Source organism: Ramlibacter pinisoli (assembly GCF_009758015.1).
GTDB classification, from domain to species: domain Bacteria; phylum Pseudomonadota; class Gammaproteobacteria; order Burkholderiales; family Burkholderiaceae_C; genus Ramlibacter; species Ramlibacter pinisoli.
Map to the genome: position 1 here is coordinate 679,580 of NZ_WSEL01000003.1, position 15,837 is coordinate 695,416.

Below are 15,837 nucleotides of genomic sequence, written 5' to 3' on the forward strand. Positions count from 1 at the left end.
AAATTCGGATAACGTCATGCCCTGATGGAAGCACAACAAAAGCTCAAGGGCCTGCTGGACCAGCTTAACACGGTGATCGTCGGCAAGCCGTCCCAGGTGCGCGACTGCGTCGCCTGCCTGCTGGCCGGGGGGCACCTGCTGATCGAGGACGTGCCCGGGGTCGGCAAGACCACCCTGGCCCACGCCCTGGCCCGGGCATTCGGCCTGCATTTCTCCCGCGTGCAGTTCACGGCCGACCTGATGCCCAGCGACCTGTCGGGCGTCTCGGTGTACGAGCGGGGCAAGGAGGCCTTCGTCTTCCACCCCGGCCCCGTCTTCGCCCAGGTGCTGCTGGCCGACGAGATCAACCGCGCCAGCCCCAAAACCCAGAGCGCGCTGCTGGAGGCGATGGAGGAGAAGCAGGTCACCATCGAGGGCGAGACCCGCGCCCTGCCCTCGCCCTTCTTCGTCATCGCCACCCAGAACCCGCACGACCAGCTGGGCACCTTCGCGCTGCCCGAATCGCAGCTCGACCGGTTCCTGATGCGCATCTCGCTGGGCTACCCCGACCGGGCGGCCGAGCGCCAGCTGCTGTCCGGCGCCGACCGGCGCGACATGGTGGTCGGCATGCAGGGCCTGCTCACCCCGCTGGACCTCGACTGGCTGCAGCGGCGCGTGCTGGAGGTGCACACGGCCGACCCGCTGCTCAACTACGTGCAGGACCTGGTCGCGGCCACCCGCTCGGGCCGCTGGTTCCTGCAGGGGCTGTCGCCGCGCGCCGGCATCGCGCTGGTGCGCGCCGCCAAGGCCCAGGCCCTGCTGAGCGGGCGCGACTACGTGGCGCCCGACGACGTGCAGGCCATCCTGCCGCAGACCATCGCGCACCGGCTGGTGCCGGTGGGCGACGCCGGCCGCGGCCCGCTGGAGCAGGTCCGCGCGATGCTGGAGGCGGTGCCGCTCCCATGAGCACCGTCCCGCGTCCGGCCCTGGGCGTCGAGCGCACACTGCCGGACGCCGGACACGCGACGCTCAATCCCGTGCAGTTGGTCCGTCAGCGTTTTCGCCAGTGGTGGCAGGCCCGCCTGCCGCTGTCGGACATGCTCACGCTGACGCAGCGCAACGTCTACATCCTGCCGACGGGCCCGGGGCTGATGCTGGTGGCCACGCTGCTGGTGCTGCTGGTGGCCTCGATCAACTACCAGCTCAACCTCGGTTACCTGCTCACCTTCCTGCTGGCCGGCTGCGCCGTGGTCGGCATGCACGTGAGCCACGCCACCCTGCGCGGCCTGACACTGACGCTGGCGGCGCCCGATCCGGTGTTCGCCGGCAGCCACGCGCCGCTGCGCATCGTGCTGGGCAACGGGCGCAAGTCGACGCGCTACGGCATCGGCCTGGCCGTGCTGGATGACGCGCACGACGACCGCTGGGCCTGGATCGACGTGCCCGGCCAGGGCAGCGCGACGGTGTCGGTCGCCTTCCAGCCGCTGCGCCGCGGCCTGCACCGGGTGCCGCCGCTCACCGCAGAGACCCGCTTCCCGCTCGGCACCTTCCGGGTCTGGACCGTCTGGCGGCCCGCGGCCCAGGTGCTGGTGTATCCCACCCCGGAGGCGGTGCCGCCGCCGCTGCCGGAAGGCGAGCCGCGCGCCGGCACGGCGGGCTCGGCCCGGGTGCAGTCGACCGGCGAGTTCGAGGGCGTGCGCGGCTACCGGCGCGGCGACCCGCTGAAGCTGGTGGTCTGGAAGAAGGCCGCCAAGAGCGATGAGCTGGTCAGCCGCGACACGCAGCAGGCCCAGCGGCGCGAGCTCTGGCTCGACTTCGCCCGCGCCGGATCGGTGGATGCCGAAGCCCGCCTCGCGCGCCTGGCCGCCTGGGTCATCCAGGCCGACAAGCTGGGGCTCGACTACGGGCTGCGCCTGCCCGGGCACGAGCTGCGGCCCGATGCCGGCGAAGCCCACCGGCGCCGCTGCCTGGAGGCGCTTGCGCTGTGCTAGGGCGGCTGCAGACCCTGCCGCGCGAGGCGCGCGACACGCTGTTCCTGCTGGCGGTGATCGCCTGGCTGATCCTGCCGCAGCTGGGCCAGCTGCCCTGGTGGTGCATCGGCCTCACCGCGGCCGTGCTGGCTTGGCGCGGCGTGCTGGCGGTGCGCGGCGACCCGCTGCCCGGCAACGGCTGGGTCCTGGCACTGCTGGCCGCCACCATCGGCGCCACGCTGCTGTCGCACCGCACCCTACTCGGCCGCGATGCCGGCGTGACGCTCATCGTCGTGCTGCTGGCCCTGAAGACGCTGGAGCTGCGCGCCCGGCGCGATGCCTTCGTGGTGTTCTTCCTCGGCTTCTTCACCATGCTGACCAACTTCTTCTTCTCGCAGTCGCTGCCGACGGCGGGAGCGATGCTGGTCGGCCTGCTGGGCCTGCTGACGGCCCTCGTCAACGCCCACATGCCGGTCGGCCGGCCGCCGCTGCTGCAGGCCGCGCGCACCGCCGGCTGGATGGCGCTGCTGGGCGCGCCCATGATGGCCGTGCTGTTCATGCTGTTCCCGCGCCTTGCCCCGCTGTGGGGTATCCCCGGCGACGGCATGACCGGCCGCACCGGCCTGTCGGCCACCATGCAGGTGGGCACCGTGGCCCAGCTCGCGCTGGAGGAAAGCGTCGCGATGCGGGTGCGCTTCGAGGGCCCGCTGCCGGCACCGTCGGAGATGTACTTCCGCGGCCCGGTCCTGTCCTCCTTCGACGGCCGCGTGTGGCGCCCGCTCGTGCCGCGCATCGGCGCCTACGCGGCCGGCCTGCTGCCGCCGGTGCGGCTAGAGGGCCTGGGCCCCGCGGTGCGCTACGCGGTCATGCTGGAGCCGAACAACCGGCCTTGGCTGCTGGTGCTGGACGCCGCCACCGAGCGGCCCAGCGGCGCGGGTCTGGAAGCGATCAGCGGCGGCGAGCTGCAATGGGTGGCCAGCCGCCCGGTCACCGACCTGGTCCGCTACAGCGCCGAGAGCCACGTCGCCTACCGCGCCGCCGCCGACGCCCGTCCCTTCAGCGTGCCCATCCAGTACCGCGAGCTGCCGCCGTCGTTCAACCCGCGCACGCTGCAGCTCGCCAGCCAGCTGATCGCGCAGGTCCCGGGCGGGGCGGCCAACAAGCCGGCGCTGGTCGATGCGGCGCTGCAGCGGCTGCGCACCGGCGGCTACGTCTACACGCTCGACCCCGGCGTGTACGGCGAGCACACCGCCGACGAATTCTGGTTCGACCGCAAGCAGGGCTTCTGCGAGCACATCGCCTCGGCGTTCGTCGTGCTCATGCGCGGCATGGACATCCCGGCCCGGGTGGTCACCGGCTACCAGGGCGGCGAGCTGAACTCGATCGACGGCTGGTGGACGGTGCGCCAGAGCGACGCCCATGCGTGGGCCGAGGTGTGGCTGGCCGGCCTCGGCTGGGTGCGGGTCGACCCCACCGCCTACGTCGCGCCGTCACGCACCGGCTCGCTGCAGCGGCTGCTGCCGCCCCAGGGGGTGTTCGCGGCGGCGCTGGGCACCGTCAGCCCCGGCCTGCTGGGCAGCCTGCGGGAGGGCTGGGAGGCGGTCAACAACCGCTGGAACCAGTGGGTGCTGAACTACACCCAAAGCAAGCAGCTGGACCTGTTGCGCAACCTCGGCTTCAAGTCGCCGAACTGGCAGGACCTGACGTTCCTGCTGATCGCCATCGTGGTCGCCGTGGCCCTGGGCGGCGCAGCCTGGGCGCGCTGGGAGCGCAGCCGCCAGGACCCCTGGCTGCGGCTGCTGGCGCGCGTGCGCCAGCGCCTGGCGCGCGAGGGCGTCGTGGTGCCGCCGGCCGGCGGGCCACGCCAGCTCGCGCAGGCCGTCACCAACCGTTTCGGCCACGAGGCGCAGGCGCTGGCAGACTGGCTGCTGCGCCTGGAGGCGCAGCGCTATGCACGCCGGCCCCCCACCGAGTTACCCGCGCTGCAGCGCGAACTGAACCGCCTGCCCTGGCCCGCCGCCCGATGACCCGCGTCTCCCTGTTCGTTGCCGCCGCCGTGGCGGCCTTCCTCCTGCTGCCCGCCACCACCCTGGCCGCCAAGGCCACGGCCCGCAAGACCGGCAACGGCGCGGCGCCGGTCCGCCAGGGCACGCCCTACGCGACACGCGACGACGCCATGCAGTTCGCCGACGAGCTGGCCGAACGGCGCGGCCTGGACCGCGGGCGCACGCGCGCCGCCATCGCGCAGGCGCAGCTGCTGCCGGTGGTGGTGCGGCTGATGCAGCCGCCTCCCGCCGGCACGCCCAAGAACTGGACCCTGTACCGCAGCCGGTTCATCGACGCGGTGCGCATCCAGGCCGGCGTGCGCTTCTGGCAGGCCAACCGCGAGGCGCTCGAGCGCGCGGAACGCGAGTACGGCGTGCCGCCCGAGATCGTGGTCGGCATCGTGGGCGTCGAATCCATCTATGGCCAGCAGATGGGCAACTTCCGGGTCCTCGACGCGCTGGCCACCCTGTCGTTCGATTTCCCCCCGGCCCACCCGCGTGCCGCCGAGCGCACCGCGTTCTTCCGCGGCGAGCTGGAGGAATTCCTGGCCTTGCAGCAGCGCTCCGGCGTCGACCCGACCAAGCCCCTGGGCAGCTACGCCGGTGCCATGGGCATGCCGCAGTTCATGCCCAGCAGCTGGGCGCGCTGGGCCGTCGACTTCGACGGCGACGGCCGCATCGACCTCTGGCGCAGCCCGGCCGATGTCATCGGCTCGGTGGCCAGCTACTTCAAGGGCTACGGCTGGCAGCCCGGCATGCCCACCCACTACCCGGTGACGTTCGATGCCGAGCGGGTCGACATGGAAGGCCTGCTGGCGCCCGACATCCTGCCGACGTTCAGCGTCCCGAGCTTCCTGGCCAGGGGCGCCCTGCTGGACGACACGGCGGTGCAGCACACCGGCCCGCTCGCGCTGGTGGAACTGCAGAACGGCAACGAGCCTCCCAGCTACGTGGCCGGCACCGAGAACTTCTACGTGATCACCCGCTACAACTGGTCCAGCTACTACGCGATGGCCGTCATCGAACTCGGGCGCGAGGTGCGCCAGGCCCTGCAGCGCGGCTCATGAGCGAGATGAACCTGAACTCGTGGCGCCGCCTGTGGGGCGAGCTGGGCGCCGGCACCGCCAACGGCGGGCTGCTCAACCAGCTGCTGGCCGCCTACAGCGAGCCGCACCGCCGCTACCACACGCTGCAGCACCTGCGCGAGGGCCTGGCGAACTTCGAGGCGGCGGCCATGCTGGCCCGGCGCCCCGCCGAAGTCGAGCTGGCGCTCTGGTTCCACGACGCCGTCTACGACCCGCGGCGCACCGACAACGAGGAGCGCAGTGCGCAATGGGCCCACGACAGCGTGCTGGCCGCCGGTTGCCCGGCCGAGGCGGCCGACCGCATCGCCGACCTGGTGCGGGCGACCGCCCACCACACCCGGCGCGGCGACGACCCCGACACGCAACTGCTGCTGGACATCGACCTCGCCATCCTGGGCGCGGCACCGGCACGCTTCGATGCCTACGAGCAGGAAGTGCGGGCCGAATACGGCCACCTGGATGTCGCCGCCTTCAATGCCGGCCGCCTGGCGCTGGTCCAGGCGTTCCTCGCGCAACCGCGGCTGTACGCCACCGCCGCCTTCCACGACGCCCTGGAGGCGCGCGCCCGCGCCAACCTGCAGCGCTCGCTCGAGCGCCTGCGCGCGGCCGGCTGACCGCCGGCGCCGAAGTCAGGCAGCCAGGCGGTCCTGCAAGGCCTGCAGCACGCGGGCGACCTGGTCCTGCCGCGATTCGCCGAAGTTGCGGCGGAACAGGCGCATGCCCCGGTACCAGGGACTGTCGGCCCGATCCAGCAGCCAGCGGAAGTCCGGGTTGGGCGGCAGGAGCAGCCACACCGGCGTGCCCACCGCGCCGGCCAGGTGCGCCACCGCGCTGTCGACGGTGATCACCAGGTCGAGCTGCCGGAGCATGGCGGCGCTGTCGCTGCAATCGGTCCACTCCGCCGTGAGATCCAGCAGCCGGCCCGGCGCCGGTGCCATGTCGCGGTAGGCGCCGGCGGCGCTCTTCTGCAGGCTGAAGCACTGCACCTGCTGCGACTCGAGCAGCGGCCGGAACAGGCTGAGCGGCAGCGAGCGGTTGCGGTCGTTGACGTGCGCCGCGAAGCCCGCCCACGCCAGTCCGACCCGCAGCCGTTGCGGCCAGGCCGACAGCCGGTGCTGCCAGTGCGCCAGGCGTTCGGCCGGCGGATGCAGGTAGGGGGCCGGCGACGGGATGCTGTCCAGCGTGGTGCGCAGGCGCTGCGGCAGGTCGAGCAGCGCGACGTGCAGGTCGGCCTGCACGTCGGAGGTGGCCGTCACGCCGCGCACGCCCGGGAAGCTGCGCTCCACCAGCGGCAGCAACTCGGGCCGCAGCGCGGCGAGCACCGTGGCTCCCAGCGCCTGCAGCAGCGGGAGGTAGCGCGCGAACTGCACCTGGTCGCCCAGCCCCTGCTCCCCGTACACCAGGATGCTGCGGCCGGCGAGCGGCTGTTGCGGGCCCTGCCACTCGTAGCCGGCGCGCCAGTAGACCGGCCGCTGCAGCCGCGCGGTGTCGTTCCAGCGCTTCTCGTACCAGTCCCAGCCCTCGGGCATGCGCCCGGCCAGCAGCAGCGTGAAGGCCAGGTCGACCTGGGCCAGCGCAAGGTCGGGCTTGAGCACCAGGGCCCGCCGCAGCACAGTCTCGGCCTCGTCCAGCCGCCCGAGGTTGAGCAGCGCGGTGCCCAGGATGCGCACGGCGTAGGGATGGTCCGGAGCCAGCGCCACCGCCGCCTGCGCATGCGCGAGCGCCCCCTGGTAGTCACCCACCCGCCACAGCACGCCCGCGAGATCCACCTGCGCCTCGACGAAGCCGGGCTCGCGCCCGACGGCTTCGCGGTACAGCACGATGGCTTCCTCGACCTCGCCCACCTGTTCGAGGCAGAAGCCGTAGTGCAGCAGCGTCGCCCGGTCGCGGGCGCCGATGTCGTGGTACAGGCGCTGGTACAGCGGCAGCGCCTGCGCGAACTGCTGCTGGCCAAGCAGCAGTTCGGCCAGCCGGACCAGCGGCTCGGGCCGGCGCGGCGCGAGCCGGCAGGCGTCGCTCAACCAGGCAGTGGCCAGCGCGACGTCGCCCGCACCCAGGCAGGCCTGGGACAGGCCCAGGCGCGCGTCGAGGGATGGGGGGTCCTGGGCCAGCGCCTGCCGGAACGCGCCCTGCGCCTCCTGGAAGCGGCCCGCGCGCAGCAGGGCGTCGGCCTGCGCCAGCATCAGATCGTGGCCGGCACCAGGAAGTCGCGGCTGATGCGGCCGCCCAGCTCGTTCACGCGATCCAGGAACTGCGTGAGGAAGGCGTGCAGGCCGGTGGCCAGGATCTCGTCGATGTTGCCGTACTGCAGGTCGGCGCGCAGCTTGCCCGCGCGGCGTTCGGTCTCGGCCGACTGGTCGTTGGCCACCATGTGCAGGTTGGACACCACCTCGTTCATGCTGGCATGCAGCGAGCGCGGCATGTCCGGGCGCAGGATCAGCAGCTCGGCCACGCGTTCGGGCTTGATGACGTCGCGGTACACCTTGCGGTAGATCTCGAAGCCGGAGACGCTGCGCAGGATGGCGCTCCAGTGGTAGAAGTCGTACTCCTGGTCCTGGGCGGTGGCGGCGCCGAAGAAGTCGCTCTGCACGGCGTGGAACTTCACGTCGACCAGCCGCGCGGTGTTGTCGGCCCGCTCCAGGAACGTGCCCAGGCGCATGAAGTGCAGCGCCTCGTCCATCAGCATGGTGCCCACGGTCACCCCGCGCGACAGGTGCGAGCGGAACTTCACCCACTCGAAGAACTGGCCGGGATCGCGCTCGAACTCGCCGCTGCGCAGCATGCGGTTGAGCTCGATCCAGGTCTGGTTCTGCGTCTCCCAGGCCTCGGTGGTCAGCGAGCCCCGCACGGCACGGGCATTCTCGCGCGCGGCACGCACGCACGAGACGATGGACGAAGGGTTGTTCTCGTCGCGCACCATGAACTCGATGACACGGGACGCTTCCACCTCGCCGTGCTTCCTGGCGTACAACGGCACCAGCTCGCTGATGGACAGCAGGCCCTGCCAGCCCACCTGCGCCACGGCGGCGGATTGCGGCAGCAGCGAGGTCTGGTAGTTGACGTCCAACATCCGCGCAGTATTTTCGGCCCGCTCCGTGTAGCGGGCCATCCAGAACAGGTGGTCTGCGGTGCGTGACAGCATGCTCAGACCTCCAGGATCCAGGTGTCCTTGGTGCCGCCACCCTGGGACGAGTTGACCACCAGCGAGCCCTCCTTGAGCGCCACGCGCGTGAGGCCGCCGGGCACCATCTGCACCTGCTTGCCCGACAGGACGAACGGCCGCAGGTCGATGTGGCGCGGCGCGATGCCGCTCTCGACGAAGGTGGGGCAGGACGACAGGCTCAGGGTGGGCTGGGCGATGTAGCCGCCCGGGTTGGCCACCAGGGCCCGGCGGAAATCCTCGATCTCCTGCTTGCTGGCGGCCGGCCCGACCAGCATGCCGTAGCCGCCGGCGCCGTGCACTTCCTTGACGACCAGCTTGTCCAGGTTGTCCAGCACGTACTTCAGGTCCTCGGGGTTGCGGCACATGGAGGTGGGCACGTTCTTCAGGATCGGCTTCTCGCCCAGGTAGAACTCGATCATCTTCGGCACGTAGGGGTAGATCGACTTGTCGTCGGCCACCCCGGTGCCGATGGCGTTGCAGATGGCCACGTTGCCGGCCCGGTAGGCGTCGACCAGGCCGCGCGTGCCCAGCGTGGAGTTGGGCCGGAACACGTCGGGATCGAGGAAGTCGTCGTCCACCCGGCGGTAGATGACGTCCACCCGGCGCGGGCCGCGGGTGGTGCGCATGTAGACGTAGCGGTCCTTGACGAACAGGTCCTGGCCCTCGACCAGCTCCACGCCCATCTGCTGGGCCAGGAAGGCGTGCTCGAAGTAGGCGCTGTTGTACATGCCGGGCGTGAGCACGACCACGGTGGGATCGGGGGCGCCGGGCTGGGCCGAGGCGCGCAGCGTTTCCAGCAGCAGGTCGGGGTAGTGGGCGACGGGCGCGACGCGGTGCTGGCTGAACAGGTCGGGGAACAGCCGCATCATCATCTTGCGGTCTTCCAGCATGTAGCTCACGCCGCTGGGCACGCGCAGGTTGTCCTCCAGCACGTAGTACTCGCCCTCGCCCTTCTCGTCGGGCGCGCGCACGATGTCGATGCCGGCGATGTGCGAGTAGACGTGGTGCGGCGTGTAGACGCCCATCATCTCCTTGCGGAACTGGGCGTTGTTCAGCACCTGCTCGGCCGGGATGATGCCGGCCTGCAGGATCTCCTGCTCGTGGTAGACGTCGTGCAGGAAGCGGTTGAGGGCCGTGACCCGCTGCACCAGGCCCTTTTCCATCTGCGCCCACTCGTGGGCCGGGATGATGCGCGGGATGAGGTCGAACGGGATCAGGCGCTCGGTGCCGGCGCCGTCCTCGTCCTTGGCGCCGTACACCGCGAAGGTGATGCCCACGCGCCGGAAGATCATCTCGGCTTCCTCGCGCCGGGCCCGCAGGGCGTCCTGCGGCTGCCGCCCCAGCCAGCCGGCGTACCGCTGGTAGTGGTCGCGCACGCCCTGCACCTGGGTCTGGCTCATTCCGCCCAGGGACTGGGTCTGGAACTGCAGCGGGCCGTCTTCGGGCAGCTGCCGGAACATCTCGTCGAACTTTTGCATGGCGTGGTGTTTGCTCCGGACACAGGATAGCAATAACCAGGCCGCGCAAGGCCCGATCCGAGGGTCAATCCGGTGCCGGCGCGTGGTGCCAGTAGCGCCGCGCCTCCTCCCGTTCGCAGCGCACCGCATCCGGCCGGGCCGACGACCACCAGGCGGCGCCGCAGCGGTCGGTCCTCACCACCACGGCCTGCCGCTCGGCATAGCGGGCCAGCACCGGCGGCGCCGGGTGGCCGAAGCGGTTGCGCCAGCCGGCCTGCACCAGCGCCCAGCGCGGCGCCACCCGGTCCAGGAAGGCGGCGCTCGACGAGGTCTTGCTGCCGTGGTGGGGCACCAGCAGCACCTGCGCCTGCAACGGGGCTTCGCGCGCCAGCAGGGCCGCCTCCTGGGGCTGCTCGATGTCGCCGGCCAGCAGGGCCGCCTGGCGGCCGTTGGCCACCCGCAGCACGCAGCTGGCGGCGTTGGTGCGGCCGGGCGCGCCGGGGTCGGCGGCGGCCGGGTGCAGCACCTCGAACGCCACCCCGTCCCAGCGCCAGGCCTGGCCGGCCGCACAGGGCGTCACCGGCCGCAGCAGCTGCAGGACATGGCCGGCCTCCAGTGAGCCCAGCACCGCCGCGCGCGGCTGCATCGCCAGCACCGCCGCTGCGCCGCCGGTGTGGTCGCTGTCCCGGTGGCTCAGCACCAGGGTGTCGACCTGCTCGCCCAGCGCCCGCAGCAGTGGCACCAGCACCCGCTGCCCGGCATCGCTTTCGGCGCCGTAGCGCGGCCCGGCGTCGTACACCAGGGTGTGGGTGGCGGTGCGGACCAGGACCGCATTGCCCTGGCCGATGTCGGCGGCGAGCAGCTCGAACTCGCCCGCCGCCGGCCGCGGGGCCTGCCACAGGAGCACCGGCAGCAGCAGCGGCAGGCCGAGCGACCGCAGGGCCGGGGGCAGCCGCATCGCCAGCAGCAGGCCACCCAGCACGCCGGCCGCGCCGGCCCAGGCCGGAGGCGCCGGGCTGGTCCAGACCGCGGACGGCAGCGCCGCCAGCAGCTGCAGGAACGCGGCCAGGACCTGGACGGCCCAGGCCGCCAGGTCCCAGGCGACCGGCAGGGCCACCCCGGCCATGGCCAGCGGCGTGACCACCAGCGTCACCCAGGGTATGGCCAGCAGGTTGGCCAGCAACCCGGCCAGCGCGACCTGGCCGAACAGCACCAGCGTCAGCGGGGCGAGCGCGAGCGTGACGATCGCCTGCTCGCGCACGAGGCCCGCGGCGCGCGCCGCCAGCCCGGGCGCCTGCGGCAGCGCGCCGCGATCGGTGGCGAACAGGACGCCGACGGCGATGAAGCTCAGCCAGAAGCCGGGCTGCAGCAGCGCCCAGGGGTCGGTCGTGAGCACCACGGCGCAGGCGGCCAGCCAGGTCACCGGCCACGGCCAGCGCCGGCCGGACAACCGCAGCCAGGCGACGCTGGCCAGCATCAGCAGCGTGCGCTGGGCCGGGACGCCCCAGCCGCTGAAGAGCGCATAGCCGGTCGCCAGCGCCAGCCCGCCGGCCAGCGCCGCCTGCGGGGCCGGCCAGGCCAGGCACAGGCGGGGGCTGCGCCGCCAGCTGGCGCCGACCAGCGCCCCCGCCAGCCACGCGAACATGGTTACGTGCAGGCCCGAGATCGACATCAGGTGGGCCACGCCGGTGGCCCGGAACACGTCCCAGTCGGCACGGTCGATGGCGTTCTGGTCCCCCACCACCAGGGCCGCCAGCACGCCGGCGCTGCGCGGGTCGGCCACGCGCGCCAGGATGGCGTCGCGCACCCGCTGGCGGGCCCGCTCGACCGGATGGGCCCAGCCGGTCCCCAGGTGGCGCGGCGGCGGGTCGGCCGGACCGGCGCGCACCGCCCCGGTCGCCTGAAGCCCCTGCTCCCACAGCCACAGCTCGTAGTCGAAGCCGTGCGGATTCAGGTTGCCGTGCGGGGCCCGCAACCGGACCGTGAAGCGCCAGCGATCGCCGGCGCGCAGCGGCGGTCCGGCGCGCTGGGCCTCGGGCACCTCCCAGGCCTGCGCCCAGCTGCCCGCGTACCAGGCCAGCGACAGGCGCCGCGGCAACACGACCGTGGCACCGTCGCGGGTCGCGGCCTCGACCTCGAACCGGAAGCGCTGCCCCAGTTCGTTGCGCTGCGGCATGGACGCGACGGTGCCGGTCACCACCAGGTCGGCGCCCTGCAGCGCGGGATCGAGCGCGCCCTGCAGGAATGCCAGGGCACGCCCGCCGCACAGGGCGAACGCCAGCAGCGCGCCGGCCAGCAAGGTCAGCATCCGGGCGGGTGGCCGCACGCGCAGGCGGGCGCCCAGCGCCAGAGCGGCCGCGCCCGCCAGCGCCAGCCCCGCATAGGCCGGCACCGGCCACAGCGCCGCCTGCTGCAGTTGCAGGGCCGGCCCGAGCACCGCCCCGGCCAGGAGCGGCATCCAGAGGCGGCCGGACGGCGAGGCGGACATGCCCCGATCAACGCACCGCGGCGCCCGGCGCGCCTCCCCAGACCGGGGGAGCGCACAGGCGCACCGCACCAGCCTTGGCGTCGCATCGGATGTGCACAGGTCTTGCTAGGATGCCCCGCATGTCCATTCACGCCGCGCTGAACCACGTCACCCACTACAGATATGACAGGCCAGTGCGGCTGGGCCCCCAGGTGGTCCGCCTGCGTCCGGCGCCGCACTGCCGCAGCACCGTCCTGTCGTATTCGCTGCGTGTCGAGCCCGCCAACCACTTCATCAACTGGCAGCAGGATCCGTTCGCCAACTACCAGGCGCGGCTGGTGTTCCCCGAGCCCACCACCGAATTCAAGGTCACGGTGGACCTGGTGGTCGCGATGGCGGTCTACAACCCGTTCGACTTCTTCCTCGAGCCGAGCGCGGAAACCTTCCCCTTCCAGTACGAGCCCGCCGTCGCCCAGGAGCTCGCGCCCTACCTGGCCTGCGAGCCGGTCACGCCGCTGCTGCGCGCGTACATCGACAAGGTCGACCGCCAGCCGCGCCGCATCACCGACTTCCTGGTCAGCCTCAACCAGCAGGTGCAGCGCGACATCCGCTACCTGATCCGCATGGAGCCGGGGGTGCAGACTCCCGAACAGACGCTGCGCAACGCCAGCGGCTCGTGCCGCGACTCCGGCTGGCTGCTGGTGCAGCTGCTGCGCAACCTGGGCCTGGCGGCGCGCTTCGTCTCCGGCTACCTCATCCAGCTCGTGCCCGACGTCAAGTCGCTCGACGGCCCCAGCGGCACCACGGTCGATTTCACCGACCTGCATGCCTGGTGCGAGGTGTACCTGCCGGGGGCCGGCTGGATCGGCCTCGACCCCACCTCCGGCCTGCTCGCAGGGGAGGGCCACATCCCGCTCGCCTGCACGCCCCAGCCTTCGGGCGCGGCACCGATCGAGGGCCTGATGGACGAGGCCGAGGTCGATTTCAGCCACCACATGCAGGTCACGCGCATCCACGAGTCGCCGCGCGTGACCAAGCCCTACACCGAAGACCAGTGGAGCGACGTGCTGCGGCTGGGCGACAAGGTCGACCGCGACCTGGCGGCCGGCGACGTGCGCCTCACCATGGGCGGCGAGCCCACCTTCGTGGCCACCGCCGACCGCGAGGCGGCCGAATGGAACACCGACGCCCTGGGCCCCACCAAGCGCGGCTACGCCACCGCCCTGGTGCACAAGCTGCGGGCCCGCTACGGCGACGGCGGCTTCCTGCACTTCGGCCAGGGCAAGTGGTACCCGGGCGAGCAGTTGCCGCGCTGGGCGCTGTCGATCTGCTGGCGCGCCGACGGCCAGCCGTGCTGGAAGAACCCGGCCCTGTTCGCCGACGAACGCGATGCCCACGCCTACACCGGCGAGGACGCCCGGCGCTTCATGCACGCGCTGGCACGGCGCCTGAACCTCACCGACAAGTTCATCCAGCCCGGCTACGAGGACGCCTTCTATTACCTGTGGCGCGAGCGGCGCCTGCCGGTCAACGTCGACCCGTTCGACGCCCGCCTGGACGACGAGCTGGAGCGCGTGCGCCTGCGCCGGGTGTTCGAGCAGAAGCTGGACACCGTGGTCGGCTACGTGCTGCCGCTGCAGGCCCATCCGCGCGACCAGGGCCGGCCGGGCGGTCCCCTGTGGTCCACCGGGCCCTGGTACCTGCGCGGCGAGCGCCTGTACCTGATCCCCGGCGACTCACCCATGGGCTACCGGCTGCCGCTGGACGCCCTGCCCTGGGTGAGCAAGGCCGACTATCCCCACGTCGTCGAGCAGGACCCGATGGCCCCGCGCGACCCACTGCCGGCAGCCGACATCCTGCAGGCCCGGCATGTGCAGGTCCCGGTGGAAGCCCGCGCCGACGCGCGCCTCCTGCCGCAGATTGCCCGCGGGGGCGTCGCCGGCGCCGGCAGCGCCCCCGCACCGGGGCAGCCCGAGGCGGCCGCCGCCAAGCCCCCCGGCCGCTTCCAGTCGGCCCCCGAGGTCCCGCGCACGGCGCTGTGCGTCGAGGTGCGCGACCCGCGCCGGGCCAACGGCCCCAAGGCCGAGGCGGTGGGCGCCAGGACCGGCGTGCTGTACGTCTTCATGCCGCCGCTGACCGACCTGGCCGACTACCTCGACCTGCTGGCGGCGATCGAGGGCACCGTGCAGGAGCTGGGCCTGAAGGTCGTCCTGGAGGGCTACCCGCCCCCGCGCGACCACCGGCTGAAGATCCTGCAGGTGACGCCCGACCCCGGCGTGATCGAGGTGAACATCCATCCGGCCCACGACTGGGCCGAGCTGGTCGACCACACCGAGTTCCTGTACGAGGCCGCCTTCGAGACCCGCCTGTCGGCCGAGAAGTTCATGACCGACGGCCGCCACACCGGCACCGGGGGCGGCAACCACTTCGTGCTGGGCGGCGCCACGCCGGCCGACTCGCCGTTCCTGCGCCGCCCCGAGCTGCTGTCCAGCCTGCTGCTGTACTGGCACAACCACCCCTCGCTGTCGTACCTGTTCTCGGGCCTGTTCATCGGCCCCACCAGCCAGGCGCCGCGCATCGACGAGGCCCGCAACGACCAGCTGTACGAACTGGAAGTGGCGCTGCGCGAGATCGAGCGCAGCCGCCAGGCGCACGGCCAGCACATGCCGCCCTGGCTGGTCGACCGCAGCCTGCGCAACATCCTGGTCGACGTCACGGGCAACACCCACCGCAGCGAGTTCTGCATCGACAAGCTGTATTCGCCCGACTCCGCCACCGGCCGGCTGGGGCTGCTGGAGCTGAGGGCGTTCGAGATGCCGCCGCATGCGCGCATGAGCATCGTGCAGCAGCTGCTGCTGCGCGCGCTCATCACCCGGTTCTGGAACGAGCCCTACAAGGCCCCCGTCACCCGTTGGGGCACGCAGCTGCACGACCGCTGGCTGCTGCCCAGCTTCGTGCAGGCCGACTTCCACGACGTGCTGCAGGAGATGCGCAGCGCCGGCTACGACTTCGACGATGCCTGGTTCGCGCCCCACTTCGAGTTCCGCTTTCCGCTCGTGGGCACGGTGCAGGCGGCGGGCGTGGAGCTCACGCTGCGCAGCGCACTCGAGCCCTGGCACGTGCTGGGCGAGGAAGGCGCGGTCGGCGGCACGGTGCGCTATGTCGACTCGTCGCTCGAGCGCCTGGAGGTGCTCGCCACCGGCCTCAACGAGAGCCGCTACGTGGTCACCGTCAACGGCCAGGCGGTGCCGCTGCAGCCCACCGGCACCACCGGCGAGTTCGTCGCCGGCGTCCGCTACCGCGCCTGGAACCCGCCGTCGGCGCTGCATCCCACCATCGGCGTGCATGTTCCGCTCACCTTCGACATCGTCGACACCTGGATGAACCGCTCGCTGGGCGGCTGCCAGTACCACGTGGCACACCCGGGCGGGCGCAACTACGTGACCTTCCCGGTCAACGCCTACGAGGCCGAGAGCCGCCGCCTCGCACGCTTCTTCCGCATGGGCCACACGCCGGGCCGGCTGCACGTCCCGCCGGCCACGGTCGACGTGCCCGGCAGCCGCGAGTTCCCGTTCACGCTGGACCTGCGCACGGCCCCGCGCGGCTGACGGCGCCGGCCTCCCCGAGCCGGCCGGGAGGCGGCGCCCGCCCCAGGACGAGGCGTCATCCGA

10 protein-coding genes are annotated in these 15,837 nt (G+C 72.5%); 6 read left to right on the plus strand and 4 right to left on the minus strand.

Annotation, left to right across the window (positions count from 1 at the left end):
- Positions 1-24 precede the first annotated feature (24 nt).
- The 5 genes from GON04_RS04440 to GON04_RS04460 are packed head-to-tail and all read left to right on the plus strand — an operon-like array spanning position 25 to position 5,693.
- Positions 25-945 carry an AAA family ATPase gene (locus GON04_RS04440; protein WP_157396753.1) on the plus strand — a complete coding sequence of 307 codons (921 nt, stop codon included), beginning with the start codon at positions 25-27 and terminating at the stop codon, positions 943-945.
- The gene (locus GON04_RS04445; RefSeq protein ID WP_157396754.1) at positions 942-1,970 is read left to right on the plus strand and encodes a DUF58 domain-containing protein; all 1,029 of its coding nucleotides are present in this window, start codon (positions 942-944) and stop codon (positions 1,968-1,970) included. The genes GON04_RS04440 and GON04_RS04445 overlap by 4 nt, the downstream gene beginning before the upstream one ends.
- Positions 1,964-3,976 carry a transglutaminaseTgpA domain-containing protein gene (locus tag GON04_RS04450; protein WP_181653885.1) on the plus strand — a complete coding sequence of 671 codons (2,013 nt, stop codon included), beginning with the start codon at positions 1,964-1,966 and terminating at the stop codon, positions 3,974-3,976. The genes GON04_RS04445 and GON04_RS04450 overlap by 7 nt, the downstream gene beginning before the upstream one ends.
- Positions 3,973-5,061, plus strand: a complete 1,089-nt coding sequence (mltB, locus tag GON04_RS04455; protein ID WP_157396755.1) for a lytic murein transglycosylase B — start codon at positions 3,973-3,975, stop codon at positions 5,059-5,061. The genes GON04_RS04450 and mltB overlap by 4 nt, the downstream gene beginning before the upstream one ends.
- A 5-nt stretch (positions 5,062-5,066) precedes the next feature.
- Positions 5,067-5,693, plus strand: coding sequence for an HD domain-containing protein (locus GON04_RS04460; protein ID WP_198349216.1), 627 nt, complete (start codon positions 5,067-5,069; stop codon positions 5,691-5,693).
- A gap of 15 nt (positions 5,694-5,708) precedes the next feature.
- On the opposite strand, the gene GON04_RS04465 is transcribed toward GON04_RS04460, so the two are convergent.
- The 4 genes from GON04_RS04465 to GON04_RS04480 all read right to left on the minus strand — a co-directional run bounded on the left by GON04_RS04465 (position 5,709) and on the right by GON04_RS04480 (position 12,187).
- Positions 5,709-7,262 (minus strand): tetratricopeptide repeat protein, encoded by a 1,554-nt coding sequence (locus GON04_RS04465; protein ID WP_157396757.1) that lies wholly within the window; start codon positions 7,260-7,262, stop codon positions 5,709-5,711.
- Complete coding sequence (locus GON04_RS04470; RefSeq protein WP_157396758.1) at positions 7,262-8,221, minus strand: alpha-E domain-containing protein; 960 nt, start codon at positions 8,219-8,221, stop codon at positions 7,262-7,264. The genes GON04_RS04465 and GON04_RS04470 overlap by 1 nt, the downstream gene beginning before the upstream one ends.
- Positions 8,222-8,223: 2 nt before the next feature.
- Entirely contained in the window at positions 8,224-9,720 is a 1,497-nt protein-coding gene (locus tag GON04_RS04475) for a circularly permuted type 2 ATP-grasp protein (RefSeq protein ID WP_157396759.1), read from the minus strand.
- A 64-nt stretch (positions 9,721-9,784) separates the two neighbouring features.
- The gene (locus GON04_RS04480; RefSeq protein WP_157396760.1) at positions 9,785-12,187 is read right to left on the minus strand and encodes a DNA internalization-related competence protein ComEC/Rec2; all 2,403 of its coding nucleotides are present in this window, start codon (positions 12,185-12,187) and stop codon (positions 9,785-9,787) included.
- A gap of 119 nt (positions 12,188-12,306) precedes the next feature.
- On the opposite strand from GON04_RS04480, the gene GON04_RS04485 reads away from it, so the two are divergent.
- On the plus strand, positions 12,307-15,774 hold the full coding sequence (locus GON04_RS04485; protein WP_157396761.1) for a transglutaminase family protein: 3,468 nt from the start codon (positions 12,307-12,309) through the stop codon (positions 15,772-15,774).
- Positions 15,775-15,837 lie beyond the last annotated feature (63 nt).

What these genes read in the sequence shown, in the direction of transcription:
- mltB (WP_157396755.1), top strand. Translation starts at nt 3,973, where the DNA reads ATGACCCGCGTCTCCCTGTTCGTTGCCGCCGCCGTGGCGGCCTTCCTC.
- GON04_RS04440 (WP_157396753.1), top strand. Translation starts at nt 25, where the DNA reads ATGGAAGCACAACAAAAGCTCAAGGGCCTGCTGGACCAGCTTAACACG.
- GON04_RS04485 (WP_157396761.1), top strand. Translation starts at nt 12,307, where the DNA reads ATGTCCATTCACGCCGCGCTGAACCACGTCACCCACTACAGATATGAC.
- GON04_RS04460 (WP_198349216.1), top strand. Translation starts at nt 5,067, where the DNA reads ATGAACCTGAACTCGTGGCGCCGCCTGTGGGGCGAGCTGGGCGCCGGC.
- GON04_RS04470 (WP_157396758.1), bottom strand. Translation starts at nt 8,221, where the DNA reads ATGCTGTCACGCACCGCAGACCACCTGTTCTGGATGGCCCGCTACACG.
- GON04_RS04475 (WP_157396759.1), bottom strand. Translation starts at nt 9,720, where the DNA reads ATGCAAAAGTTCGACGAGATGTTCCGGCAGCTGCCCGAAGACGGCCCG.
- GON04_RS04480 (WP_157396760.1), bottom strand. Translation starts at nt 12,187, where the DNA reads ATGTCCGCCTCGCCGTCCGGCCGCCTCTGGATGCCGCTCCTGGCCGGG.
- GON04_RS04445 (WP_157396754.1), top strand. Translation starts at nt 942, where the DNA reads ATGAGCACCGTCCCGCGTCCGGCCCTGGGCGTCGAGCGCACACTGCCG.
- GON04_RS04465 (WP_157396757.1), bottom strand. Translation starts at nt 7,262, where the DNA reads ATGCTGGCGCAGGCCGACGCCCTGCTGCGCGCGGGCCGCTTCCAGGAG.